The sequence below is a fragment of the Leclercia adecarboxylata genome, assembly GCF_023639785.1.
Taxonomy (GTDB): Bacteria; Pseudomonadota; Gammaproteobacteria; order Enterobacterales; family Enterobacteriaceae; genus Enterobacter; species Enterobacter adecarboxylatus_D.
The window spans coordinates 347997-374564 of sequence record NZ_CP098325.1; the positions used below are offsets into that span (position 1 = coordinate 347997).

Genomic DNA, 26568 nt, shown 5'->3' on the forward strand with positions numbered 1-26568 from the left:
TATCAAATGCTGTTCAGGACCTGTCGTATAATTTAAGTGCTACGGCTATTGAGTCCGTAGTCACGTTATGTTAACACAGCCTGGCTATCGGATAATCAGCAGATGCGATATGATATAGCCGAACATTTTTCAGCCAGAGTAACCGCTATGCCTTTGCAAATAAAAGACATTATTGATCTGCAAACTCTTATCGAGTCGGAACAGGTAGAGTTCAAGCTGGCAGGGGGGAAAGATGGCAAAGGCGAGTTACCGAAAGACTTCTGGCCCACCTATTCCGCAATGGCGAATGGTCGGGGCGGTTGGGTCGTTCTCGGTGTAAAAGAACAGTCTGGAAAATTTACACCAGTGGGTATTACTGAGCCCGAAAAGATTAAGACCGATCTGTTTAATCAGTTAAACGATCGCGATCGGGTCAGTGCGAATGTGCTGAGATCAGAAAACGATGTGCAACAGGTCTCTTTGCAGGGAACGGATGTTCTGGCGATCCATATTCCACAGGCGATGCGCAAACAAAAGCCGGTTCACCTGAAAAAGTCCCCATTTGGTAACACCTATCTACGCCTGCACGAAGGCGATCGCCTTTGTGATGATATGACCGTCAAGAGGATGCTTGCAGAGCAGATCCACGACAGCCGCGATAATGAAGTGCTATCCGAGCACTATACCTTTCAGGACGATATCGATCTGGACAGCCTGAAAGTCTATCGCAATCTGCTATCAGCAAATAACCCGCAGCATCCTTATCTGGCCTGTGAGCCGTTTGAACTATTTAAAGTGGTTGGTGGATGGCGTAAAGACAGGGAAACCGGAAAAGAGGGCATCACGCTGGCTGGCATCCTCATGTTTGGTAAATGGGATGCGATTATTGCCGCAGCGCCTAACTACATGGTGGATTACCAGGAACGCCCCGAAGCTAAAACGGAGCTGCGTTGGGTGGATCGGGTATGTCCGGACGGTACATGGTCAGGAAACCTGTTTGATTTTTATCGCAAGGTATATCAAAAGCTGGTCGCCGATCTGAAAGTCCCCTTTATGCTTGAAGAGGGGCTGCGTAGAACGGATACGCCAGTACATATCGCACTGCGTGAAGCGCTGGTCAACACGCTGGTCCATGCTGATTTTACCGACCGGGTTTCTATTTTGATCGTCAAACGTCCTGATATGTTTGGCTTTCGCAATCCCGGCTTGATGCGCCTGCCGTTGGAGGATGTAATTGCAGGCGGAGTTAGTGATTGCCGCAACAGGTTGCTACACCAGATGTTCTTGCTGATTGGTCTGGGCGAGAAAGCTGGTTCAGGGATGCCTAAGATTTTCAGCGGCTGGAAATCGGCTAACTGGCGCACCCCTAAACTTTGGGAAAAAACATTTCCTGCGCAGACGCTATTAGAGCTTTCCACCGCTAGCCTGATTCCACAGCATGTTCTGGATGACCTGCATCAACGATTTCGCGAGGCCTTCGATCTGCTTGATGATTTTGAACAGGTGATTGTTGCAACGGCGGCGATTGAAGGCTGGGTTAACCATGAACGAGCCTGCCAGTTAACAACACGACACTCCCGCGAAGTCACGCTGACGCTTCCCCGACTGGAAAGTAAAGGTTTTCTGGCCGCAGGCGGTGAACAAAAGAGTAAATATTACACCTTGCCCGGCGTATCGGTCATGACGCCGGATGAGGTTTTCTCGTTAGGGGCGGTTGTGAGTTCTACTCATAACGAGGGTAACTCCGCATATAACGAGCAGAGGTCCACACATAACGAGGGGAACTCCACATATAACGAGCAGAGGTCCACACATAACGAAAGGAACTCCACACATAATGAGGAAAGCTCCACATATAACGCCGGGGATGAACAACCCTCATCCCGGGATGAATATGGACGTTTGCTTAACCGCTTTATCGATCAACCCTATATTGATGATGTTGACAATCTCACCGAGGCTTTCCGGGATTCGTTGTTTGCTTTAGCTGCGGTTCCGCGTGAAAGGCTGCGTCTGGGGAATAAAGAGCTGATGAAGAGTGTGATCCTGAATGTGTGTCAGGGACAGTATATTTCCGTTGCTGCGCTGGGGCAGATCCTTAGTCGTAACCCTAATGCGTTGCGTCAGCAGTACTTAAAACCACTGGTGGAGCTAGGGGAACTGAAGCTGGCGTTTCCGCAGTATAAGAATGACCCTAAACAGGGATATAGCGCAGTTTGAATATTTGCTAAAACTAAACAAGAGACGGGGAATCCCGATGTCCATTCTCCAAAAGCAAAAACCCGCCTTTTGGGCGGGTTCTTTAAATAGTGGTGCCCGGACTCGGAATCGAACCAAGGACACGGGGATTTTCAATCCCCTGCTCTACCGACTGAGCTATCCGGGCAACGAGGCGCATTAAACCGTAATCACGTACGGTCGTCAACCTTATTTCGGCAAACCCTGTTCAACTGCTTAAGATTGCGGCAATCTGTCGGTTTGCCCGGCGATTTTGCACAAATCTTCCAGACAGAAAGGTCATCCCGGGCAATGCTGATAGCGAAAAAGAGGAGCGACAGTGAACGACTGGCTTGAACTGCGGCAGCATGCGGATACGGGAATTGAAACGATCAAGGCGCACTTTGAAGGGCACGCCTACGATCCGCACTGGCACGACAGCTATCTGGTCGGCATCACACTCAGCGGTACCCAGCAGTTCCATTGCCGTCGCGAACGCCATCGTAGCCACCCGGGCGATGCGTTTCTGCTTGAACCGGGCGAGATCCACGACGGCGACGCGCCCGTTGCAGGCGGCTTCACCTATCTGACGTTCTACCTGGACGAGCGCTGGCTGACCGACACTCTGCATGGCCTGTATGAATCCACCCCTGGTCATTATTCCCTGCATTTCACGCAAACCCTGACCCGCGAGCCGCAGCTGGTGCGTACTATTGGCGACACCTTTGCCGCGCTGCACAATGACGAGATGAAGATCGTGCAGCAAGGTACAATGGATAATCTGCTGGCCCAGCTTACGTCACATTGCCACTGGCGCAAAAAAGGTCCCTCGCAACTGCAGAGCGCGGCGGTGGCGCACCGGGCGCGGGACTATCTTTATGCCCATCTGGGCGACAATATTGGTCTTTCCGATCTGGCCCGCGAGACCGGGACCGATCGCTTCACGCTCACCCGCTGCTTCAAGCGCGAGTTTCACCTGGCGCCCCACGCCTGGCTCATTCAACTGAGGCTGGCAAAAGCACGGCAGTTTCTGGCCCGTGGGGATCAGCCTGTCGATGTGGCGGCTGCGCTGGGGTTTGCCGATCAAAGCCATTTAGGACGCTGGTTCCAGCGGGCCTATCGCATTACGCCTGCCCACTACCGACGGTTGTGCACAAACCTTCCAGACGTTTCCATAAAATAGCGGCAATGTCAGGGCTCTTATAAAAAAGGAGCCACCTGTGAATCTGATGCCGTTTCTGCTGTTTGCTTTTGTCGCCTCGATAACGCCAGGCCCCACCAATATTCTGATTCTCTCTAACAGCCAGCACTACGGCGTGAAGGCAACCCTGCCCGCGCTGATGAGCGCCTGCGCGGCAGCCAGTGCTATTGTGCTGGTTTCGGGTGCCGGAGCGGGTGAGCTGCTGCACCAGTATCCGCTGGTGCGTCAGGTGATGAGCTGGGCCGGGGTGCTGTGGTTAAGCTGGATGAGCTGGCAGCTATTTTGCGCACCGGCCGCAAACCTGTCTGGCCAAACGCACACCCGTTTTACCGCGCGCGCGGCGGCACTCTTGCAGGTCATTAATCCCAAAACCTGGATGATGGCGCTGGCGGTTGTCAGCCTGTTTGCCCCTGCAGGGACGCATGCGTTACGGGATGTCGCGCTGATGGCGCTCTGGTTTTTATTGATCTCGGTGGCCTGCCTGCTGTGCTGGGCATGGCTGGGAAAGGCGGTGAACAGGCTGTTTCGCACCACTGCGGCAATGGTGCGCTTTCAGCGCCTGATGGCGCTGTGCCTCTTTATTTCAGCGTGGGCGGGAATGCTGGCCTAAGTTAGCGCTCCCCCTTTGCGACATTGCGCGAAGTGCAGAATGTCCTCCGCCAGACGCTGGGCGGTATCGACATCGGCCTGGCTGCGGTTCACCAGCATCCGGCTGAGGCAACCCTCCAGGATCAGATCCATCTGCTTTGCCACCATCGCCGGATCGTCCACTTCGAGCGTGGTCAGCAGCTCATGGGTAAAATCGTGCGAAGCACGTTTTTGCTGGTCGGCAAGCTGATGGATCGGGTGACCCGGATCCGGGAAAAAGGTACAGGCGGCTATAAACAGGCAGCCCGGATAGCGGTGATTACGCACGCAGTCGGTAAGGGCGGAGTAGCGCGCCATTAATTTTTGCTCTGCCGAGAGCTCCGGGTTCAGCATCAGCTGCCTGCGCCAGCTATCCACCTGCTGGCTGAGGTAGCGCAGGGCATCGTACAGCAGGGCCTCTTTATCGGGCCAGAAACGGCGGAGTTCATCCAGAGGATAATTGATGCGTTCAGCGACCATTTCCAGCGAGGTGCTGGCTATCCCTTGAATTTCAAGCAATTGCAGGGTTGCGCCCAGAACATCTTCACGTTGCACGGTTTTCTCCTCCGTTACTTTCGTACTTTCCCGCTTAAAGTGTCGTTTACGGTTGGCGATCGCGCAAATGCGCGCTGAATGCGGCAGCATCCATAAAGCCCGTTACCCGTTGAGCGGGCTGCTCCTCACCCTGTGCATTGAAAAACAGGATGGTAGGCAGGCCGAGCACCTTCAGCTCACTCAGCAGGGCCCTGTCTTCGGGGCCGTTTGCCGTGACGTTGGCCTGCAGGAGGACGGTATCTTTCAGGGCGTTTTGCACCTGCGGGTCGCTGAAGGTGTATTTTTCAAACTCTTTGCAGGCGACGCACCAGTCGGCGTAGAGGTCGAGCATCACCGGTTTACCCTGCGCCTGCGTCAGCGCGCGATGCAATTCGTCGACGTTTCTGACCGGCGTGAAGTTCAGGTGGGCCTGACTTTGCGCGGCCGGTGCGCCAAACGCCCAGTCCTGTAACGGCCGCACGCTGACCAGCGCGGCGGCCAGCAGCAGGATCTGCACAACGCGGATCCAGGACTTACGGGCACTGAGGCTGCTGATAAATGCCCAGCTAAAGAACGCCACGCCCAGCATGGCCCACAGTCGCAGCCCCCAGACGTCGCCGATGACCCGTTCCAGCAGGAACACCGGCAGCGCCAGGATCACAAAGCCAAACGCAGTTTTGACCGTTTCCATCCACGGGCCGCTTTTTGGCAGCAGGCGGTTGCCAAAGACCGTCACCAGAATCAGCGGCAGACCCATTCCCAGGGCGTAGAGATAGAGCGTGCCGCCGCCGAGCCACATATTACCGCTCTGGGCAATATAGAGCAGGATCGCGCTGAGCGGGGCGGTAGTGCAGGGCGAGCAGATCAGCCCGGCGATAGCACCCATCGCAAAGACACCCCCCATGGAGCCGCCCTGCTGACGGTTGCTCATCAGGGTTAGGCGGGTTTGCAGGGAAGAGGGCAGTTGCAGGCTGAAGAGGCCAAACATTGAGAGCGCCAGCAGGATAAACACCGCTGACAGCCCAATAAGCACCCACGGATGCTGCAGCGCTGCCTGAAACTGGAGCCCGGCCGCCGCAACAATCAGACCAAGGGCGGTATAGGTAAGCGCCATCCCCTGGACATAGATAATTGCCAGCAGCAATGCCCGGGCGGTAGAAAGGCGCTGCTTACCGCCGAGCACGATGCCGGAGATGAGCGGATACATCGGCAGCACACAGGGAGTAAAGGCGATGCCAATGCCTATTAATAAGGCCCAGAAAGCGGAGAAGGGCAGTTCACTGCCGCTTTCGCCCTTCACCCTGGTTCCCTCCGCGGTGGGGAGAGGGGAAAATGCCGGTTGGGCAGTTGCGGTAACTTCGCTTAGCGGCACCACTTTGGTCTCTGGCGGATAGCATAAACCGGCGTCAGCGCAGCCCTGATAGGTGACCGTCAGGGTGGCGCCTTTAGCAGCCTGATTTACCGTTACCGGGACGGACAGCTGGCCGCGGTAGATTTCGCTTTTGCCGTAGAACTCGTCTTCGTGCGCCGCGCCGGGAGGCAGCTGGAGTTCACCAACCTGGGCCTGGGCGGGCGTAATACTGATCTGTTTGCGGTAGAGGTAGTAACCCTCCTTCACATTCCAGTTGAGATTCAGTTCATGTTGGTTTTGCTGAAAATCGAACACGAAAGCCTGATCGGCTGGCGTGAAGTTCGAGCGGCCGGGTGCATCAAACAACCCGGCAAAAACTGATGTGCTGCACAGCAGCAGGATCAGCGTAAGGACGCGTTGAGCCATGAGAGATAGTCGTTATCACCGTGGACCACTGGCAGTACCAGCAGTTCCGGGGTCTGGTAAGGATGATGCGATTTGAGGCAGTCGAGGAGTGCTTGCTGATGGGCCACGCTGGATTTAAGCAGCATCTGCACTTCATACTCCTGTTCCAGTTTGCCTTCCCAGTAGTAAAGGGAGGTCGCGCCGGGGAGGATGGTCACACAGGCCGCGAGCTTTTCAGCCAGGACTTTGGCAGCCAGATCCTGAGCGGTAGCTTCATCAGGGGCGGTACAGAGTACAACAACAGTGTCAGGCATGTTCACAGGTCGACCTCGTTATCGCGAAAAAAATCACTATATCATGCCGGGCCGCTGCTCATTAATGAATCGGGCCGCTAAGCGGCCCGACTTTAACTCTTTTTACACCTGAAAGCGGTTTACAGCACAATCCCGCCGATGATGAAGCCGAGGATCACGCACAGGGTAATGGCGATCACGCCCGGGATCAGGAAGGCGTGGTTAAAGACGTACTTACCGATGCGGGTGGAGCCGGTGTCATCCATCTCGACGGCCGCCAGCAGAGTCGGGTAGGTTGGCAGCACAAACAGCGCGGATACGGCAGCGAAAGAGGCGATGGCGGTCAGCGGGGAGACGCCCAGCATCAGTGCTGCAGGCATCAGCGCCTTGGTGGTCGCCGCCTGGGAGTAGAGCAGGGTGGCAGCAAAGAACAGGACCACCGCCAGCAACCACGGGTAGTTATGCAGCAGGTCGCCCGCAACGGTCTGGATATCGGTGATGTGGGCTTTGACGAAGGTATCGCCCAGCCAGGCCACACCCAGCACGCATACGCAGGCACTCATACCGGATTTGAAGGTGCTGGCGTTAAGCACTTCGCTGGTATCGATTTTACAGGTGATGCTAATCAGCGTAGCGATGGTCAGCATGAACACCACGATAGCTTCGTTACGCGGCAGGACCGGGTTCTTGATCAGCCCAACGGTATCGCTGATGGCGGTAGCGTAGAACATCACCGCGACAATACCGATCAGGAACAGCAGCACGGAGCGCTTAGCGTGTGGCTTCAGGATAAACGCCTGGCTGCCGCGCAGCTTCACTTCACCTTTTGCCAGACGTTCCTGATACACCGGGTCGTCTTTCAGCTCAGCACCAAGGAAGTTACAGAACACCGCAGTGATCATTACTGCAATCAGGGTCACCGGAATACAGATTGCCAGCAGCGTCAGGTAGCTCACGCCGAGCGGCTCAAGGATACCGGCAAAGAAGACCACTGCCGCTGAGATTGGCGAGGCGGTGATGGCAATCTGCGAGGCCACAACGGCAATGGAGAGCGGACGGGAAGGACGGATGCCCTGCTCTTTCGCCACTTCGGTAATCACCGGCAGGGTGGAGAAGGCGGTATGGCCGGTACCGGCCAGAATGGTCATAAACCAGGTGACCAGCGGAGCAAGAAAAGTGATGTATTTTGGATGGCGGCGCAGCATACGCTCCGCCAGGCTCACCAGGTAGTCCATACCGCCTGCAACCTGCATGGCTGCGATCGCGGCGATAACCGCCATGATGATTTCAATAACGTCAAACGGGATCGCGCCTGGTTTGATCTGAAGAAAGAGGGTGAGGACAAGCACGCCGAGACCACCGGCGAAACCGATGCCGATCCCTCCGAGCCTGGCGCCTAAGTATATCGCCAACAAGACGATGACGAGTTCTGCTCCGAACATAAGTGCCTACCTTGCTTATTAACAAGTTGATATTAAATTGTTGTGTTTTGGTAACGCCTAAAAAGAAAAAAGGCACGTCATCTGACGTGCCTTCATGAAGTTTAACCTGAACTGTTATTGTTCACTTTCATCCGTATATCTTTTTGCTTTATAGGCCGGGTGCATTAAGTTTTGCGCCGAGAAGATATCATCCAGCTCGGCTTCTGTCAGCAGTCCGCGCTCAAGTACGACCTCGCGTACGCTTTTACCGGTTTCAGCACAGATTTTACCGACGATATCGCCGTTGTGGTGTCCGATGAACGGGTTAAGGTAAGTCACAATACCGATGGAGTTATACACGTAGCTTTCACACACCGCTTTATTAGCCGTGATGCCGTTGATGCATTTTTCCAGCAGGTTGTAGCAGGCGTTAGTCAGGATGTGGATGGATTCAAACATCGCCTGGCCAATCACTGGCTCCATCACGTTCAGCTGCAGCTGGCCCGCTTCGGAGGCCATGGTAACGGTAATGTCGTTGCCGATAACTTTGAAGCACACCTGGTTTACCACTTCAGGTACGACCGGGTTCACTTTGGCTGGCATGATGGACGAGCCCGCCTGCAGTTCCGGCAGGTTGATTTCGTTCAGACCGGCGCGGGGTCCGGAAGAGAGCAGGCGCAGGTCGTTACAGATTTTGGACAATTTCACCGCCAGGCGTTTCAGCGCGCTGTGCACCATTACGTAGGCACCGCAGTCAGAAGTGGCTTCAATCAGGTCTTCCGCTGGCACCACGGCCAGGTTGGAGACTTCGGCCAGTTTCTGCACTGCCAGCTGCTGATATCCATCCGGGGTGTTCAGACGCGTACCAATCGCCGTTGCCCCAAGGTTCACCTCAAGCAGCAGTTCAGAGCTGCGCATCAGGTTTTTGGTCTCTTCGTTCAGCAGCACGTTAAACGCGTGGAATTCCTGACCGAGGGTCATCGGGACCGCGTCCTGCAGCTGGGTACGGCCCATTTTCAGAATGTCCTGGAATTCGACGGCCTTGTTCTGGAAACCTTCGCCCAGCTGGTTAATCGCATCAACCAGCTTCACGATAGAGGCGTACACGGCGATACGGAAACCGGTCGGGTAGGCGTCGTTGGTGGACTGGCATTTATTGACGTGATCGTTCGGGTTCAGGTACTGGTACTCACCTTTCTGGTGGCCCATCAGCTCGAGACCGATGTTTGCCAGTACCTCGTTGGTATTCATGTTTACTGATGTCCCTGCGCCGCCCTGATAGACGTCGACAGGGAATTGATCCATGCACTTGCCGTTGTTCAGCACTTCATCGCAGGCGGCGATGATGGTATTGGCGATGCTTTTTGGAATGGTTTGCAGCTCTTTGTTTGCCATTGCTGCCGCTTTCTTCACCATCACCATGCCACGGACAAACTCAGGGATGTCGCTGATTTTGCTGTTGCTGATGTAGAAGTTTTCAATCGCTCTCAGAGTGTGAACACCATAGTAGGCATCCGCTGGAACTTCCCTGGTACCCAACAAATCTTCTTCGATACGAATGTTGTTTAACATGTGAACCTTCTTTTCAAGCTGCCGATTGATGTACTAAACACACAGTACATATGTGGTTATGTCTATTTTCTGACCGACGATTATCCCCTGAATCGACCAGATACCCGGAATGATATGCTGATGATAGCGAAATGCCGTAATCTGGATCACTTATTATGGAGCCCGCGGCATGATATTTATTAATCTGTGAAATAAATCACCGCTTTAATATTTCCAGAAAAAATATCCGTGCAAACCGATTGAATTTTGACTAAACGCCTCCATGTCTTACAGACGCGAATCGCAAATTGATACCGACAGGGGCCACAAAGGCGTCTGCCACACAGGAGAAGCCAGTGCGCTGGATACCGTTAGTTGCAATCTTTCTCTATGTTTACATAGAGATTTCTATTTTTATTCAGGTCGCCCACGTGTTTGGCGTTCTGCTGACGCTGATACTGGTGATCTTCACTTCGGTGATTGGCATGTCGCTGGTGCGCAACCAGGGTTTCAAAAATTTCCTGATAATGCAGCAGAAGATGGCCGCAGGGGAAAGTCCGGCAGCGGAGATGGTCAAAAGCGTGTCGCTGATTATCGGCGGGATTTTGCTGATTATTCCCGGCTTTTTCACTGATTTCCTCGGCCTGCTGCTGCTCGTCCCGCCCGTGCAAAAGCTCCTGACGCTGAAGCTGATGCCGCATCTGCGTTTTAACCGCATGCCGGGTGGGGGTTTCAGTGCCGGAACGGGCGGCGGCGAGACGTTTGACGGGGAATATCATCGTAAAGATGACCAGCGCGACCGTCTGGATCATAAAGACGACCTTTGATGTCAGTTGCCCGGCGGCGCTGCGCTTGCACGGGCCTACGAAACAGTAGGCCGGATAAGCGAAGCGCCATCCGGCGTTTACACAACGCTCCGCTTCGGTAAAAAGATCCACAGCCCCGCCAGCATCACAATGGCGTACAGACTCTTCCATCCCACCATCGCCAGCAGCAGCAAACAGAGCACCCCGCCGATTACCGCCAGCGCTTTATAGCGCCCTTTCAGCAGACGACACCCCGCCAGCATGCACAGCAGATAGATCATAATGAAGATACCGTTGGCATAGACGATAAGCGCGTCGAGGTTGATATCCAGCCAGTAGATGGCCAGCGTGCTTACCACACAGCAGCCCAGCACCGTATTGAGGGCATTGAGCGGCAGCTGACGTTTTGAGAGGCGTGCGAGACGGCTTTCCGGTTTGTACAGCGCCTGGGACCACACCAGCCGGGCAAAACTCTGAATATAAATATTCAGGCTGGCAAAGCAGGCCAGGTACCCAATGACGCAGGCGATCCACAGCGCCTTGACGCCAAACAGTTGTACCACGATAGCAGGAAGCGAAGCCGCTGCCGCCATATCCGCACCGTAGGCGGTAAAATGAAGTACCAGCACCGTACAGGCCCAGTAGACCGTGCCTGCCAGCAGCAGACCGATCATCAGGGCGCGCGGGAAATCACGTTCCGGCTGTTTAAACTCAGACGCCAGATGGGCGAATGCCTCGAGGCCGACAAAACACCAGAACATCACTGAAAGCGCAGCAAAAAGCGGGGTGTGGTGGATATCTGTAATCGCGGGGAAGGGGATCTTTGAAACGTCAATATCTCCCGCCCACCAGATGGCAGCAATCAGCCCCACAATCAGAACGGCGACCAGCGTTTGCAGGGTGGCGCTGGAACTGGCTCCCCGTGAGCCGACCCACCAGACAATGGCCAACGTACCCAGCTCGGCCAGTAACAGCTGCGCATCATGCCAGCCAAAGAGTGCCTGACCGAAGCCCGTCGCGATGTGCAGAGCGGCAGGCAAGCCCACGGGAATGACGGAAAGGAATAGCCAGCCGGTGACGCGCTCCAGACGTGGGCCAAACGCCATCCCGACAAAGTGCGCTACGCCACCTGCGCTTGGGAAGTGCCGCCCCAGAATGGCAAAAACAATCGCCACCGGGAAGACCAGCACGATCAGCACCGGCCACGCCCACAAGCTGTTATTACCCGCTACCAGGGCTGCCAGCGCCGGTACGGCAAATACCCCCGTACCCAATAGAGACGTTGAAAGTAAGCCAACACCCTGCGCGAGTCCCAGCTCCTGTTTGAGTCCACTCATTCCATTGTCCTGCCGCCATCAAAAGAGAGGCGATGTTAACACTTTCACAAATTTTTTTTCGACTACCCCTTGAAGGGGTAAAACCCCATCCCCATCTCTCAGGGCACTAGCCGGAAAACCGCTTACGGCCCGGCGTCACCCATAACTGATAATGACTTTCTCAAAGGAGAGCTATCAATGAGTATTCGTCCGTTACATGATCGTGTGATCGTCAAACGTAAAGAAGTTGAAACCAAATCTGCGGGCGGCATCGTTCTGACCGGTTCTGCAGCAGCAAAATCAACTCGTGGCGAAATCATCGCTGTCGGTAAAGGTCGCATTCTGGAAAACGGTAATGTGCAGCCGCTGGACGTTAAAGTTGGTGACATCGTCATTTTCAACGATGGCTACGGTGTGAAGTCCGAGAAGATCGACAATGAAGAAGTGCTGATCATGTCCGAAAGCGACATTCTGGCAATTGTTGAAGCGTAATCCGCGAACGACACTGAACATACGAATTTAAGGGAAAGATTAAAATGGCAGCTAAAGACGTAAAATTCGGTAACGACGCTCGTGTGAAAATGCTGCGCGGCGTAAACGTACTGGCAGACGCAGTTAAAGTAACCCTGGGCCCGAAAGGCCGTAACGTGGTTCTGGACAAATCCTTCGGCGCGCCGACCATCACCAAAGATGGTGTTTCCGTAGCGCGTGAAATCGAGCTGGAAGACAAGTTCGAAAACATGGGTGCCCAGATGGTGAAAGAAGTTGCCTCCAAAGCGAACGACGCTGCGGGCGACGGCACCACCACTGCAACCGTACTGGCGCAGGCTATCATCACCGAAGGTCTGAAAGCCGTTGCTGCGGGTATGAACCCGATGGATCTGAAACGTGGTATCGACAAAGCAGTCCTGGCAGCAGTAGAAGAGCTGAAAGCACTGTCTGTACCATGCTCTGACTCTAAAGCCATTGCTCAGGTTGGTACTATCTCCGCTAACTCCGACGAAACCGTAGGTAAACTGATCGCAGAAGCGATGGATAAAGTCGGTAAAGAAGGCGTGATCACCGTTGAAGACGGTACCGGTCTGGAAGACGAACTGGACGTGGTTGAAGGTATGCAGTTCGACCGTGGTTACCTGTCCCCATACTTCATCAACAAGCCAGAAACTGGCGCTGTTGAGCTGGAAAGCCCGTTCATCCTGCTGGCTGACAAGAAAATCTCCAACATCCGCGAAATGCTGCCAGTGCTGGAAGCCGTTGCGAAAGCAGGCAAGCCGCTGGTTATCATCGCTGAAGACGTTGAAGGCGAAGCGCTGGCGACCCTGGTGGTTAACACCATGCGTGGCATCGTGAAAGTGGCTGCGGTTAAAGCACCAGGCTTCGGCGATCGTCGTAAAGCCATGCTGCAGGATATCGCGACCCTGACCGGTGGTACCGTAATCTCTGAAGAGATCGGTATGGAGCTGGAAAAAGCGACTCTGGAAGACCTGGGCCAGGCGAAACGTGTTGTAATCAACAAAGACACCACCACCATCATCGATGGCGTGGGTGAAGAAGATGCAATCCAGGGCCGTGTAACTCAGATCCGTAAGCAGATCGAAGAAGCGACCTCTGACTACGACCGTGAAAAACTGCAGGAGCGTGTTGCTAAACTGGCAGGCGGCGTTGCAGTTATCAAAGTCGGTGCAGCTACCGAAGTTGAAATGAAAGAGAAAAAAGCACGCGTTGACGATGCCCTGCACGCGACCCGTGCTGCGGTAGAAGAAGGCGTGGTTGCGGGTGGTGGTGTTGCTCTGGTTCGCGTTGCAGCGAAACTGGCTGGCCTGGCCGCACAGAACGAAGATCAGAACGTAGGTATCAAAGTTGCGCTGCGCGCGATGGAAGCGCCACTGCGTCAGATCGTTTCTAACGCCGGTGAAGAGCCATCTGTTGTGGCGAACAACGTGAAAGCGGGCGAAGGTAACTACGGTTACAACGCAGCGACCGAAGAGTACGGCAACATGATCGACTTCGGTATCCTGGACCCAACTAAAGTAACCCGTTCTGCTCTGCAGTACGCGGCTTCCGTTGCGGGCCTGATGATCACCACCGAGTGCATGGTTACCGACCTGCCAAAAGGCGACGCGCCTGACTTAGGTGCTGCTGGCGGTATGGGCGGCATGGGTGGCATGGGCGGCATGATGTAATCATGTTGTTCTGCTACTCGCAGAAATAAAAAAACCCCCGGTCAGAAATGCCCGGGGGTTTTTCTTTTGGTCATCTTTTTAGTATAAGGTTTAGACACGGGCAGCACCTGCCCAGCTTATTGAAAACGAGGAATAACATGCGCGCTAACGTTTGTGCAGGGATTGTGGGAGCAGCGCTGCTGCTGGCGGGTTGCAGCTCCGGTAATGAGCTGTCTGCAGGTGGGCAGAGCGTTCGCTTTGTTGAGGATAAACCGGGAAGCGAATGCCAGCTGATTGGCACCGCTACCGGCAAGCAAAGCAACTGGCTATCCGGGCAGCATGGCGAAGAGGGCGGCTCAATGCGTGGCGCGGCGAATGGCCTGCGTAACCAGGCGGCTGAGATGGGTGGGAACGTGATTTATGGCGTGAGTAGCCCGACGCAAGGTTTGTTATCAAGCTTTGTCCCGACCGCCAGTGAAATGCAGGGCCAGGTTTATAAGTGCCCTAATTGATATGAAAAAAGGCCTCGGTGAACAGATTTCACTGAGGCCAAAAAAAGGGTAATGGTTGTCAAAAGGTAGAACTTTCTCGTTCTTTACCCAGCAATGATAAATGCAAATAAAAAACCTCTGCATCAAATAAGGAATAAAAAAGCCAAAGCAATTTTATTCCTTATGTACCCACATCCTTGTAAGAGTACTGGTTACTTATCTGAAAGTTACTTCATTCGTAGCGCTTTATGAAAATCTGCTAAAGGCTGGAGCGCTTCCTGTGGAGAAGGTGTTCCGCCTTTGTTGAATGCCAGAGGCTTAGTTTTAATGATTGCGAGCTGATGAGTGTATTCCATCAATCTTTTGCTTTTCGAGGCAATGTTGCGCGCAATCACGTCAATTTCCTGCTCAGTGACCGCGGCGTGGGTTTTTATTACCGCCCCCAACTTCAATTCGAGGCCGTCTTTATTTTCGATCCCGTAAATGATCAGCATAAACTGGTTAAATAGCTCAAGTTTCCACGGTTCGCTTTCAAGCAAACTATAATCGATAGCACCGTTTTGCTTAAACTCGGCATCATATACCGGAACATAATTAATGTTTGCGGTAAGCAGACCGATCAGATTGACATTTTTAATAAGATCCAAAGCCCTTGCAATTGCCATCATCAGGAACTGAATTTGTGCATCAGATACTTTGATATGATGCAGAGTCTCATTTTTCAGAATAAAAAGCAGTTTGAAGCCCTGCTCTTCCAGACTCACTGATAACGTAGTGACAATACAGCCCGGATCCGGTTGCTCGACATCCTTCTGTTCCATAACAGGAAGGTTATTCACCAGTTCCTGATTAGCTTTCTCAAAGAGCGCTGCTAACTCTTGCTGACCAGGAGAGGCGTTGTTTTGCAGGGAAACTAATCTGTTCTGCAAGATCATCATCAAATCTCGCAGCGCTTCAGCCTGCAAATAGAAGAGATGAGTCTGGTCATTGCTTGTTTTGGCCTTCAACGCCAGCGCCAGAAAACCCTCTTCGTGCGTGAGAATACCGGTGTTAAATCCCTTCAGATAATTACTCATATTCGTCCCTTTATCTATAAGTTATGGCTGGATTGTCTGAACGTTCTTCCCGTACTGGGCTAAATCAATAATACGGTCTGCTGATGCGATAGTTGAAGGTCTGTGCGCAACGATGACGCGAGTGATCTTCAGACTGGAAATCGATTTGTTAATAAACGATTCGTTAGCCAGGTCGAGGTGGCTGGTGGCCTCATCCATAAATAGGACACTCGGCTGGCGATACAGCGCACGAGCAATCAGGATTCGTTGTTTCTGACCGCCAGAAATCCCCAGACCCAATTCCCCGACAATAGATTCATACGCCATTGGCATACGCATTATCTCGTCATGAATATTGCAGTATTGCGCGCAGGCGATAATACGATCCTGGTCCGGATTATCTTCAAAACTACAAATGTTATCCGCAATCGAACCAGAGAATAACCTGTCTTCCTGCAACACACAGGCCGTACTCATGCGATAGTTATTCAAACCAATTTTAGCAATATCAAGTTCATCAGCTAATACGCTACCACTTGTAGGCAGCAATAAGCCGCACATGACCTTCAGCAATGTCGTTTTACCAACCCCTGATGGACCGATGATCGCGACAGACTCCCCTGGTTGAATGGTGAGGTTGAGGTCGCTAAATATCGGCCGTGAGAAAGGATCGTACTGATAGGTTAGATCTTTAACTTCCAGAACCACACCTTTGTTAGGTTCAAATACACGACGCTGCGGCATTTCTGCTTCCGGCTCGCTAAACACAATTTCTGACAGACGTTCGTTATGCAATGAGAGCATGCGCATTTGCATAACCAGGTCAATAAGACTGGATGCACGCTGAGAAAACTGGCCGCGGTAAGCGTTAAACGCCATGAACATACCGAGCGTCATGTTGTTATCAATAACCATGACGGCGCCTAACCACAGAATCACCACCTGATCGATACTGTTGATAAAGGCATTAAAGCCGCCAAACATCATGTCAAAACGGGTTTGTTTGATGCCCGCATTCGAGGCTTCAATGTTAATGTTGAGCCAGTGCTTGGAACGCCGCTCTTTAAGGTTGAGCGCCTTAATGGTGGAAATACCATACAAGGATTCCATAAAGTGTGAGCTTGAACGCGCGCCTTTAATTACCTGTTCTTCAGATATACGGCGATAGAAGTTATACGTACCAAAACGCATCAATGCATAACAGAGGGTAAAGCCAATGACTACCCATACCAACCAGCCACCGTACAGCGACATCATTACCAGCAGGCCTATGGTCATGATAGTGTCGATGATGCCGGTTACGATGCTGTTTGTGAATGTAGAGCGAATTACATCCAGCGATGAAAAACGTGACTGAATATCACCGAGGTGCCGTTTTTCGAAAAAGTTTAACGGCAGACTGCTCAGGTGGTCGAACAGGGTTGTTTTCCACTGAATATCCGTCAGCGTGTTCAGAGTGAGGGAGGTCCAGGCTCGCATCATGCTGACAAAGGTGCGGAATAATGTAAATACCACCAGCCCAATACAGATAACAGACAGCAGGCTGTGATCGTGGGCGATAATAACGTGGTCCGTAACCAACTGCGTACCAATTGGCATCAATAGGTTAATGGCTTCAATAACAACGGACAGCGCGAATATTTTAACGAGCGTCGGCTTGAGTCCGTTAATGTTTTTCATTAAATCGACAAGGCGCAGCCGGCTTTTGGCTTTTTCCTGCTGAAAGTTGCTGCCAGGCCAAAGCTCCATGGCGATGCCCGTAAAGTGATTGGACATCTCCTGAATACCAATCACACGCTTTCCTAACGCCGGATCGTGAACCACAAAGGTGGAACGCTTTACTTGTGTCAGAACCACATAGTGGTTCATTCCCCAGTGAATAATGCAGGGGAGTTTCAGCTGCCTGATTTCATCTAAATCTAAAGACAGAGAGCGGTTTTTAAGCCCGGCCTGTTCGGCAATCTTGCTTAGTTCGAGCAGGTTAACACCCTGCGATGAGCTGCCAAAGCGTTGGCGGAAATTAAATAGATCGATTTCCAGGCCATGATAGCTGCTGATCATGGATAAACAGGCGATGCCGCACTCTGATGATTCAGACTGCAATATAACCGGGACCTTTTTACGCAGTGAGAAATTCAGTTTTGCTACAATTGATTTAAATAATTCGTTTGTCATTGGATAGGCCCACTTACGCTATGTGAAATTTTATAAAACGGTGAAAACATCCACATATAAAGTGGTCGTTCTTCAAGGAAAACAATTGCCTGCGCTTTTAACCCGTTGGAAAGGGTTAATTCCTTACCATTGTATTTAAATGACTTATCATTTATCTCAACCAAGGTTTTATACAGCGCAAGTTCCTGCTGATTCATTGCGTTTATATTATTCACGTTAGTGTATTCAGCCATCTCCTGACGAGATGCCGGCACAGATGATATCGTTGCGATTTTCCCAGGGAATTGACCAAATTTGTCCGAAGGGAAAGCATCATAACGTATATTCACAGTATCCCCGGCTTTAACATAAGGAATGCTGTTGTTAGGTAACCAGAGGACAAGATAATATTTCACATTCCCGGTGGGTTTGATCTGCACCAGACTGCTTCCTTTATCAACCATTTGCCCAACGGTCACGGAGGCAGATTCTATTTTGCCACTGGTCGTAGCTTTAATGACCATATTTCCGCTGGCGCCTGATTCAACCATCTGGTTTTTGAAATCATTGATGTTATTGCGCTGACTAGCAATTTGATTCTCAAAATCAGCGGCTTTGGTAACGATATCACTTTTCAGTTGAGTCAGCTGAGATTCTTGCTGCATTCTCTGGCTGATCAGCGATTGATAGGCACTTTGCTGCTGAAAATATAATGAGTGTTGATAGTTATATTGATCTTTGGTGATTAAACCCTGGCGCAAATAATTATCATAGCTCTTTAAATTATTTTTCATGTCGTTCAGGCCTGTTTTGGTGTTCTTTAACATGGTTTCTGTTTCCACCAAAGCATTACTGAACTGACGGACCTGCTCATTTAACGCATTAACTGTTTCTTGCTTATTATCCGTCATCTTTTTAATGATTTCTTCAGCGTTAGCGATTTTATCTGTGATCGATTTGCTCATGAAATCAGAAACATTACCCGTATTCGTATCCCGGGACACATCAATTTCATACAGGGGCGCACCTTTTTCCACCAGGTCGCCAGGTTTAACGTATTGCTTTACGACATAACCTTGCTGAGAAGAGAAAACGTTAACGGAATGGGGCAGTGTGATCACTTCGCCACGAACGTCAATGCGCTGGGTGTAGCTACAAAAAATCAGTGTGAGTGTTAGCGTGGTGAGGAATGCAATTGATAGCAAGGATATTAACCACGCAGGCATTCCTGCGAGTAATAAAACTTTTCCTTTCCAATAGTATTTTTTATATTCAATCGCTTCCTTGCGATATATACTTTTTTTCATTGGTGTTTATTTAACCTATCGAATGGTTGCTAAAGGTCTAAAAACTAAAATTGTGATTATCCTAAGCGAGGTGAAAAGTAATTAATAGTAATGAATACTTACATTATTACAGCAAAAAAATGAGGTGAAAATGAACTAGTAAAATCTTGACTTATTATTATTTTGAGGGTTGAAATCTATAATTAAGAAAAGACCCTTGCGGGTCTTTTCTTAATTATGCCGATAAATCAATGGCCCCACGGCACAAACTGGCCATCAGCGACATTATTGAGTGATTTCTGGTTTATTGCCATCATTGCGTCCCAGCCAATTGCAAAGCCGCCTGATGCACCAGTCACAGCGCCCATCGCCAGGCCCCAGAACATGCCGACTACGTTAGAGAGCAGGCCGAAACCCAGCAGGCCGCCGTTTGCCCCTGACTGGGTTCCACCGATCAAGGTGCCCCATACGGCGCCGGTCACAGCGCCAAGCCCTGCAGCTGCAACGCGGGAAATCAGACTTTCAGCTCCAGCAGCAATTTCCTGCATTTCAAAAGTATTAAGTTCTTTCATAACAATATCTCTTTATCGGATATTACGATAAATTAATGGCCCCAAGGCACAAACTGGCCATCAGCGACATTGTTCATCGATTTCTGGTTTATTGCCATCATTGCGTCCCAGCCAATTGCAAAGCCGCCTGATGCACCAGTCACAGCGCCCATCGCCAGGCCCCAGAACATGCCTACTACGTTAGCGAACAGGCCGAAACCCAGCAGGCCGCCGTTCGCCCCAGACTGGGTTCCACCGATCAGGGTGCCCCACATGGCACCGGTCACAGCGCCAAGCCCTGCAGCTGCAACGCGGGAAATCAGACTCTCAGCTCCAGCAGCAATTTCCTGCATTTCAATAGTATTAAGTTCTTTCATAATGATATTCCTTTATCGAATTAAGCGATAATTAATGGCTCCAGGGCACAAATTGTCCGTCTACAGTGTTCTGCAGTGATTTTTCAACAATGGCTAGACCATTCTCCCAGCCAATAGCAAACCCACCAGTGGCGCCAGTAACCGCCCCCATGGCCAGCCCCCAGAACATACCAACAGCATTACCGATCAGGCCGAAACCCAGCAGGCCGCCGTTTGCACCTGACTGGGTACCGCCAATCAGGGTACCCCATACACCGCCAACAACAGCACCTAAGGCCGCAGCAGCCACACGGGTAATCAAATTTTCCCCTGCTGCAGCGACGTGCTCCATTTCAAATGCGTTAAGCTCTTTCACGTAATAATCCCTCTCAGGATAATTATTGCGCCCAAGGAACAAACTGACCGTCAAACAGGTTGTTGAAAGTTTTTTCAGTCAGCGCAATGGTTGCGTCCAGGCCTGCGGCAAAGCTGGAGATACCGCCGCCGATAGCGCCAGTAGCCAGGCCCCAGAACATACCCACCAGGTTACCGAAACCACCAAAACCGATCAGGCCGCCGTTAGCGCCAGACTGAGTACCACCGATCAAAGTGCCCCATACGCCCCAGGTTGCAGCGCCTAATACACCAGCGGCCAGGCGGGTAATCAGATTATCTTCAGTACCTGCAGCGATCTGTTCCATTTCAAATACGTTCAGTTCTTTCATGTTAATATTCCTTTATTGGTTAAAAATTTACTTTATTGAGACCATGGCACAAATTCGCCATCAGCTATGTTTTCAAAACTGCTATCTGCTAAAGCTAACGTTTTATCCCAGCCCATCGAAAAGCCAGTCGTGACGCCGAGAACGGCACCCGCACCCAGACCCCAGAACAAACCGATGGCGTTGGCTACCAGACCAAAGCCGAGTAAGCCACCGTTAGCACCAGCCTGAGTACCACCGATCAAAGTACCCCAGACACCCCAGGTTACTCCGCCCAGCACAGCTGCCGCTGCGCGGGAAACCAGAGTATCAATTGTACCGCCGGTAATATGGTCCATTTCAAGAACGCTAAGTTCTTTCATGATTATATTCCTTTAAATTACACATGCTTATATCGATTGATGAATTCGATATGTAGTATTAATAAAATATTTATGTCGTGAAGTTTCCTCCACTATTTTGCTGCTTATAAATAAGAGTGGTATATCGATAAAACTTAACAAGTAAATTACTCTTACCTATGTTTGTTTATTTTAATGAAAATAAAGTGTCAGTATTACCAGCCGAAGATAGATTCGACGAGAGAAACCAAGCCATATTTCTCCGCTATTTTCGCCAGGTCGCGGCCAGCTGATGCTCCAAAGGTCCTTTTCATATTTTTCATGAATGGATCGTCAGTAGTCTGTGCAGTTTTTGATGGATTGACTACGCGGTTATATATCTTGTCAAAAATAGATGCTCCACCTTCTACATATTGCATGTCTTCAGTAGATAAAATTTTCATAATATAAATTTATCCTTTAGGAGTTAAATATACGAATTTAATAATAAATAGATCCAGCCCTTGAAGTAGCTGACCCCAAAAATGTTGCATTATAATAATGCTCAAGTCAACATAGTAAAGCTGATTAGTTGATGATTTTAGATTTTATAGCAATAAAAATAAGGCACAGGTTAGCATGCCTTATTTTATATTTAAGCGGTTATTTCTCTTGCAGTATTACTTCTATCAACCCGGTAACAGCACCCTGAGATATATTGTTTGACAGGCGATAGTAATCAATATTGAATTTAATTTCTTGGGTGGCTTTAGTTTTAGAGATTTGATAATCGTCATAGTCGTAAAATTTCACGGCTGTGGAACCTTGTTTAATAATAAAGCCCACATCTTGTGCGCCACCTGCGGCTACACTTGTTGAATTAAGTAAAACGCCATCTTTAGTATCGGAACCTGATATTGGGTTAAACCAGTAGTTATAGTTAATACCAACAGCCTCACTCGGACAGGTCATATCTAAAATCACTTCTTTAGCTTTACCTGTAGCGTTAGGTGGCGTGATTTTTTTCAGATCAGGCAATTTGATCGGGTCTAGCTTAATGACATTACCCCCACGCGGCGTCAGGTTACATGAGGTGGCGCGGTAATTGACTGTTCCCAGGTTTAACGTCACCCTGAGCAGCTGAGTACTCAATATCAGGCTGTTAACCTGGCCCGAACGCCCTGCCGCATAGGTTATGGTGATTGAGGGCACCGTTGACTTCGAGGTATCAATAATGGCTTTGGTTTTGATCAACCACACTGTCCACTGCTTAATACCCATGGTGGCGGTTACCGTCAAAGGGTAGGTACCAATTTTGGCGACGACAGGGCGCCCTGGTTCACCCGACAAAGCATCCGATACCTGAAAGCCTATACCATCGATACCCGTTTCATAAACGGCTTCGCCGTTCATCCCCGTTACGCCTGGTACCGGGGTTTTTGAACCGACATCAATTCGATAGAGGTCAGGGTCGGCAGATGTGATATCACAGTTATAAAAAGTCTTCATACTGGAGACACCCACCGTCTTCGCGAACAGCACGCTACCTATGGGTAAGCTTGCATCTGACAACAGACGCGGGTTAAGAGTTAAGCCCACCGTTCCAGGTGTTGTGCCCGTAGAGTATTTACAGTCTGCAATACTCTGCGCGCTAAAAATTAACAGACCGAACATGAGTAATACATATTTTTTCATAGCCATTCCTTCGCCGTGTCATACAGTTAACGACATGTTGCTGTCGTTTGTCTTAGCTGTTCCTGGGTCTGGGACAAGTTATATGTTGCCTTACATTGCTGTTCGGTATTTTTTCCCCATTGAACCGCAAGTTCGCCACTATCTTTCAGACCTGACAGATAAACCATCCCACCGTCGCTAACGATACTGGCTGGCGCATCCATTTTTGAAGCAGGCACAACAGTGGCACCAAATGGCACTGGGTTGCCGGATACGGTCAGCAGTTTAATAAATGCCCTTCGGCCAATATTTCCATCAAAACTCAGACGGGTAATGGCTCCGCGTGTAGGAACCGATTTCTTACTGGTTTCGGGCAGTTCCATCTCATCACCCAATGTAGTGCTATCAAGTGTGAGCGTATTACGACGATAAGGGCTCAAATATGGATAGATCGCGTAGCCACGGAAATCTGTTTCAATGGTTTGGTCATTTTCAATGCGCACATTGCTTAAACCTGGCGCTTTAACCAGTCCTGAAGTATCAGACATCTCTTGTCCAAGCGTAATCCCATCTGCGTGAGCCATAATCGCCCCGCTTGCTCCGTAATTTAGCAGCTGGCTGTGTTTGTTATAGCTGTAACTACCATTAACCGTTCCCTGTGACCCACGGTAATTGGTATATACGCCGCCGCTGTTGCCTTCACGATTGCTGTAACCTTGCTGAACGTTCCAGTCGAGGTTATTTCTTTCAAGTGCAACACCGTTTAAGGATACGTACTGATCTGTTGACCCTGGATTGCTGTTGCTTACCTGATAGGTTGCATAGGCATTAGGCAACCATTCACTGAGAGGTACGGATATACTTAACGAGAACAGATGGTCGTCCTCTTTAGCACGGTCAGTACGACTTTTTTTCCAGGTATATCGACTATAGTTGTATCCTAAATAATAGTTGATACGACCCAAGCCACCGTTATATCCGATGCTGAGAGACTTATTGCGACGCTTATTGTCCCAATAATCTTCAAACAGACCTGATATTGAAAGATTGCCCAGCCCATCTCCCAGGCTTTGGTTGATTGTCAGGTTAGTCCTGTTACGCAGCGATCGCGGTGAATAAGTACCGACATCTGAGTTATAGCTCTCAAGAACGTCATTAAGTGTGTTAAACCCTTTTGTCGAGTAGCGATAACCTGCAACTGTAATGTTCGTGCCTGTCGAGAGGATGTTTTTACCATAGCGCAGACGCCATGACTGCCCAGAGGTTTTCTCAGCATTTTTCATTCTGGACCAAGCCTGAGTCAAGTCAGCAGAGAATGCACCCAGAGCACCTAAATTGCGCCCAATACCGAAGGCCAGAGCCTGATACTTAGATGCGGCCTGCAACCCGGAATATAACGTCGTATTACTAAAGGCCCCATGGCTAATGGATGCCTGAGTGAACGGCGTTTCGTCTGTATTGTTATCATAAGAACGGTATTTACCACTTGTGATTTCATATTCGGTTTGACCCTCACGAAGCATCAATGGTAATGAAGCGTAGGGAACGATATAGTTTTGCTTAGTCCCATCAGATTCTTCTATAGTGACGTATAAGTCACCATTACCGCCCGTGGCATAGATATCGGTGATCTCAAATGCACCGGGCGCAACGAAGGCCTGGTAAATTTGATAGCCATTCTGCTTAATCACGACACGTGCATTTGTTTTGGCAATACCACGCACGACTGGCGCATAACCACGAAGGCTATCTGGCATCATGTCAATATCGGTAGCAAGCTGCAAGCCTGTGAAAGGAACACTGTCGAAAATATTGGATAATGAAGAACTTTCACCAACAACAAGTGTACCGTTTAATGGAGTAATACTGCGCTGAGCATACAGGTATACTGAATCCCATTTGCCATTGTCGTAGTTTGTCTTATTCCAGGTGCCAAGATTACGAATACGCCATGCACCGATATTTAAACCAGACTGTAAGTTGAGGCTATAGTTCTCATTTTCTATCTCAAAATCTTTACTGGCGTTAAATTGATAGTTAGTAAATAGCGCATTAATCCCTTCATCAAATTCTTCAGAAGGGATATAACCTTGAGCATTGTTATTCAACGCAGCCTGAGGAATTGAAATAGACAATTGTTGCTTATTAAAGTTGAATTCAGTTTTGAAATCAGGAATAATGCTAGTATTAGTACAACCAGTAGCATCTTCCTTTAACTCGGGAAAAGCGCTAACGCGCAATCCGTAACGTTTAAGCCTGTCCAGGCTTAAACAAGGTACTAGCGTGGTTTTCTCATCACCGCTATCATTTACCTTTTCCATGAAAAGAATAGTTGTTATTTCCTGGTAGTCATTATTTAACAGGATTTCAACACGATATTCTCCCGGGGATTGGGCATCTTTGGTTGAGAAAATGGTTAAGTCAGGTACCGTTGCTGCATTGTTCTGACCAACTGAACTAATAAATGCAGGGTCAAAAAAGTCGCGAGCTAGTGTTTTGTTACATAGGCCCACAATTATAGCCGGCACAAGAACGGTAATTTTCGGAGATATTATGGCAAATAATTTATCCCATTTTTTGCTGGATGCAGACATATTTTTAACCCGGTTGGTCTAAAAGCGGTCATCATCAAAGTGATGTCGTATGAGTAGATCCAGTTCCACCATGCTCGTTAGCTATTGCCCAAATGACTTGATTGCCATCTGTGCCTGCTGGAAGGGTGAAGTCGTTGGTCGAGAAGGGATCAATATGTGGAACTGATTCACGCAGTTGTTTGCCGTTAATCATCACTGATTTGAAATAGATGAAGAAAGGCGTTGGGTTTTTAATTGTTATTTTATTATGGGTTTTGCGCCATTCAAGCTTAGTGACTTCACTGTCTACTTTCATATTCTGAATCGCTTTGGGACGATAAATCAGACGCATTCTATGGCGAACCGCAAGCTGCAGTTTATTTTCACCCTCAATGGTGTCGTTAGTCGGTGGAATGGACATCACGTCAAAGAAATAAACGCTGTCTCGATCTTTCGGCGCTTTGGAAATGTAAGCGTTGGGGAAAATACGAACCGTATTTTTTTGTTTTCCTTCCAGACGGAATAATGGCGGTGTAACCATAAAGTAAGAGTTACTCTCACCTTCGGCAGGTTCAACCCATGATTTCATCAGGAATGGGCCATCATCCTTATTTTCCATTTGAGCGCTGATTTCACGCGATCCCTCTTTGTAGAGATAACGCGTAGATTCAATCACAACACCACTGTTAGCGATACCGCTCACCGCCATCGTGGCCACTGCGATTAATTGATAAATAGACTTACGCATAATTCAATCCCTGAATATAAAAAAACGGAGTCTGCACACGGCAGACTCCGTTCGAAAATTAGTAAGTGATGGTAAAGGTTGCAACACCTTTAACTTCACCTGCAGTTACGCCTGCTGCGGTTTTAACATATGCAGCTTTATAGCTCAGCAGAGTAGGAGTAGTGCTGGTATAAGCGATAGTTTTCGGTGAAGTACCGTCAAATTTAACGCGGGTAGAATCGCTGTTGATCAGGGCCAGACCAGTATTTTTAGCTGGGTTAGCTGCCTGGTTGGTCAGAATGTCAGGCGTACCGGAGATGTAATCACCAGATACGTTAACGTTCAGGTTGCCAGCGAAATCAGCACCAGCTTTCTTACAATCGGTGATTTTGTAAGTAATGTCCTTCGCAGAAGCCATAGATGGGGTGTTGATCGCCAGGCCTTCTAAGGTAGACACTTTGATGTCATCCAGAACAACAGTGCCGCCAGTAATAGAACCGTATGGGGTGATATTACAAGAGTTATCGGTATCAGTTACGTTACCGTGGATAACGATTTGAGCAGTGTTACCTGCAGCGAAAGCCTGAGCACTCATAACTGCAGCAGCAGCAACCATAACAGCAATAATATTTTTTTTCATTTGTTCAATCCATAAATTAATGATAACCATTCCTGAAGGAAAATAGACGCGTCATGGTTATTGGGCGAGTCTATCTCTCTTTCTTCCTCTTATACATTGCCTGAGCTGCTATTGGTGCGTGTCGATATCACCCTTTGGCGTACTGGCTCGCATCAA

At 49.9% G+C, this 26568-nt stretch carries 26 protein-coding genes and 1 tRNA gene; 7 read left to right on the forward strand and 20 right to left on the reverse strand.

Translation table 11 applies throughout. The features are described 5' to 3' along the window. Nucleotides 1-147 precede the first annotated feature (147 nt). Entirely contained in the window at nucleotides 148-2199 is a 2052-nt protein-coding gene (locus tag NB069_RS01615) for an RNA-binding domain-containing protein (protein WP_250587203.1), read from the forward strand. A 90-nt stretch (nucleotides 2200-2289) separates the two neighbouring features. On the opposite strand, the gene NB069_RS01620 is transcribed toward NB069_RS01615, so the two are convergent. Beyond that, nucleotides 2290-2365, reverse strand: a tRNA-Phe gene (locus NB069_RS01620). A gap of 171 nt (nucleotides 2366-2536) precedes the next feature. On the opposite strand from NB069_RS01620, the gene NB069_RS01625 reads away from it, so the two are divergent. Together NB069_RS01625 and NB069_RS01630 are read left to right on the forward strand one after the other, a co-directional pair. Further along, nucleotides 2537-3379 carry an AraC family transcriptional regulator gene (locus NB069_RS01625; RefSeq protein WP_250587205.1) on the forward strand — a complete coding sequence of 281 codons (843 nt, stop codon included), beginning with the start codon at nucleotides 2537-2539 and terminating at the stop codon, nucleotides 3377-3379. Between the two features lie 37 nt (nucleotides 3380-3416). After that, complete coding sequence (locus NB069_RS01630) at nucleotides 3417-4007, forward strand: LysE family translocator (RefSeq protein WP_250587207.1); 591 nt, start codon at nucleotides 3417-3419, stop codon at nucleotides 4005-4007. On the opposite strand, the gene NB069_RS01635 is transcribed toward NB069_RS01630, so the two are convergent. From NB069_RS01635 to aspA, 5 genes are all read right to left on the reverse strand, one after another. Then, nucleotides 4004-4579 carry a transcriptional regulator gene (locus NB069_RS01635; RefSeq protein WP_250587209.1) on the reverse strand — a complete coding sequence of 192 codons (576 nt, stop codon included), beginning with the start codon at nucleotides 4577-4579 and terminating at the stop codon, nucleotides 4004-4006. The genes NB069_RS01630 and NB069_RS01635 overlap by 4 nt on opposite strands. 46 nt (nucleotides 4580-4625) lie before the next feature. After that, nucleotides 4626-6335, reverse strand: a complete 1710-nt coding sequence (locus NB069_RS01640) for a protein-disulfide reductase DsbD (protein ID WP_250587211.1) — start codon at nucleotides 6333-6335, stop codon at nucleotides 4626-4628. Next, on the reverse strand, nucleotides 6311-6634 hold the full coding sequence (gene cutA / locus NB069_RS01645) for a divalent cation tolerance protein CutA (RefSeq protein WP_350223401.1): 324 nt from the start codon (nucleotides 6632-6634) through the stop codon (nucleotides 6311-6313). The genes NB069_RS01640 and cutA overlap by 25 nt, the downstream gene beginning before the upstream one ends. A 113-nt stretch (nucleotides 6635-6747) precedes the next feature. Next, the gene (locus NB069_RS01650; RefSeq protein WP_103791334.1) at nucleotides 6748-8049 is read right to left on the reverse strand and encodes an anaerobic C4-dicarboxylate transporter; all 1302 of its coding nucleotides are present in this window, start codon (nucleotides 8047-8049) and stop codon (nucleotides 6748-6750) included. Nucleotides 8050-8163: 114 nt separating this feature from the next. Next, the gene (gene aspA / locus NB069_RS01655; protein ID WP_250587215.1) at nucleotides 8164-9600 is read right to left on the reverse strand and encodes an aspartate ammonia-lyase; all 1437 of its coding nucleotides are present in this window, start codon (nucleotides 9598-9600) and stop codon (nucleotides 8164-8166) included. 335 nt (nucleotides 9601-9935) lie between these two features. Between aspA and NB069_RS01660 the strand changes: the two genes are divergently transcribed. Further along, a complete protein-coding gene (locus tag NB069_RS01660) occupies nucleotides 9936-10406 on the forward strand; it encodes an FxsA family protein (RefSeq protein ID WP_250587217.1) in 471 nt (156 codons plus the stop codon). Between the two features lie 77 nt (nucleotides 10407-10483). Here NB069_RS01660 and yjeH read toward each other — a convergent pair whose 3' ends face one another. Then, entirely contained in the window at nucleotides 10484-11722 is a 1239-nt protein-coding gene (gene yjeH, locus NB069_RS01665) for an L-methionine/branched-chain amino acid transporter (RefSeq protein WP_250587219.1), read from the reverse strand. 177 nt (nucleotides 11723-11899) lie between these two features. Here yjeH and NB069_RS01670 point away from each other — a divergent pair, with 177 nt between their 5' ends. The 3 genes from NB069_RS01670 to NB069_RS01680 all read left to right on the forward strand — a co-directional run bounded on the left by NB069_RS01670 (nucleotide 11900) and on the right by NB069_RS01680 (nucleotide 14375). Beyond that, nucleotides 11900-12193 (forward strand): co-chaperone GroES, encoded by a 294-nt coding sequence (locus NB069_RS01670; protein WP_032616151.1) that lies wholly within the window; start codon nucleotides 11900-11902, stop codon nucleotides 12191-12193. 44 nt (nucleotides 12194-12237) lie between these two features. Beyond that, the gene (groL, locus tag NB069_RS01675) at nucleotides 12238-13884 is read left to right on the forward strand and encodes a chaperonin GroEL (protein ID WP_250587221.1); all 1647 of its coding nucleotides are present in this window, start codon (nucleotides 12238-12240) and stop codon (nucleotides 13882-13884) included. A gap of 137 nt (nucleotides 13885-14021) precedes the next feature. After that, nucleotides 14022-14375 carry a DUF4156 domain-containing protein gene (locus tag NB069_RS01680; RefSeq protein ID WP_250587223.1) on the forward strand — a complete coding sequence of 118 codons (354 nt, stop codon included), beginning with the start codon at nucleotides 14022-14024 and terminating at the stop codon, nucleotides 14373-14375. A gap of 206 nt (nucleotides 14376-14581) precedes the next feature. Here the strand turns inward: NB069_RS01680 and yjeJ are convergent, their stop codons facing one another. From yjeJ to NB069_RS01745, 13 genes are all read right to left on the reverse strand, one after another. Further along, nucleotides 14582-15430, reverse strand: a complete 849-nt coding sequence (yjeJ, locus tag NB069_RS01685; protein ID WP_250587225.1) for a YjeJ family protein — start codon at nucleotides 15428-15430, stop codon at nucleotides 14582-14584. A 21-nt stretch (nucleotides 15431-15451) separates the two neighbouring features. Then, entirely contained in the window at nucleotides 15452-17584 is a 2133-nt protein-coding gene (locus NB069_RS01690) for a peptidase domain-containing ABC transporter (protein ID WP_250587226.1), read from the reverse strand. Continuing rightward, a complete protein-coding gene (locus tag NB069_RS01695) occupies nucleotides 17581-18870 on the reverse strand; it encodes an HlyD family secretion protein (protein WP_250587227.1) in 1290 nt (429 codons plus the stop codon). Before NB069_RS01695 ends, NB069_RS01690 begins: the two co-directional genes overlap by 4 nt. 227 nt (nucleotides 18871-19097) lie before the next feature. Continuing rightward, nucleotides 19098-19421, reverse strand: coding sequence for a hypothetical protein (locus NB069_RS01700; RefSeq protein WP_250587229.1), 324 nt, complete (start codon nucleotides 19419-19421; stop codon nucleotides 19098-19100). 32 nt (nucleotides 19422-19453) lie between these two features. Continuing rightward, nucleotides 19454-19777 carry a hypothetical protein gene (locus NB069_RS01705; RefSeq protein ID WP_250587231.1) on the reverse strand — a complete coding sequence of 108 codons (324 nt, stop codon included), beginning with the start codon at nucleotides 19775-19777 and terminating at the stop codon, nucleotides 19454-19456. 31 nt (nucleotides 19778-19808) lie between these two features. Then, nucleotides 19809-20132, reverse strand: coding sequence for a hypothetical protein (locus NB069_RS01710; RefSeq protein WP_434543600.1), 324 nt, complete (start codon nucleotides 20130-20132; stop codon nucleotides 19809-19811). Nucleotides 20133-20154: 22 nt separating this feature from the next. Then, nucleotides 20155-20481 (reverse strand): hypothetical protein, encoded by a 327-nt coding sequence (locus NB069_RS01715; protein ID WP_250587232.1) that lies wholly within the window; start codon nucleotides 20479-20481, stop codon nucleotides 20155-20157. A gap of 32 nt (nucleotides 20482-20513) precedes the next feature. Beyond that, entirely contained in the window at nucleotides 20514-20840 is a 327-nt protein-coding gene (locus NB069_RS01720; RefSeq protein ID WP_250587234.1) for a hypothetical protein, read from the reverse strand. A 194-nt stretch (nucleotides 20841-21034) separates the two neighbouring features. Beyond that, nucleotides 21035-21262, reverse strand: coding sequence for a hypothetical protein (locus NB069_RS01725; RefSeq protein ID WP_250587236.1), 228 nt, complete (start codon nucleotides 21260-21262; stop codon nucleotides 21035-21037). Nucleotides 21263-21461: 199 nt separating this feature from the next. After that, nucleotides 21462-22493: a fimbrial protein gene (locus NB069_RS01730; protein WP_250587238.1), complete on the reverse strand. Its 1032-nt coding sequence runs from the start codon at nucleotides 22491-22493 to the stop codon at nucleotides 21462-21464. A 26-nt stretch (nucleotides 22494-22519) separates the two neighbouring features. Further along, nucleotides 22520-25066, reverse strand: a complete 2547-nt coding sequence (locus NB069_RS01735; protein WP_250587240.1) for a fimbria/pilus outer membrane usher protein — start codon at nucleotides 25064-25066, stop codon at nucleotides 22520-22522. A 34-nt stretch (nucleotides 25067-25100) separates the two neighbouring features. Further along, the gene (locus NB069_RS01740) at nucleotides 25101-25793 is read right to left on the reverse strand and encodes a fimbrial biogenesis chaperone (RefSeq protein ID WP_250587242.1); all 693 of its coding nucleotides are present in this window, start codon (nucleotides 25791-25793) and stop codon (nucleotides 25101-25103) included. Nucleotides 25794-25851: 58 nt separating this feature from the next. Next, nucleotides 25852-26412 carry a fimbrial protein gene (locus NB069_RS01745; RefSeq protein WP_250587244.1) on the reverse strand — a complete coding sequence of 187 codons (561 nt, stop codon included), beginning with the start codon at nucleotides 26410-26412 and terminating at the stop codon, nucleotides 25852-25854. Nucleotides 26413-26568 lie beyond the last annotated feature (156 nt).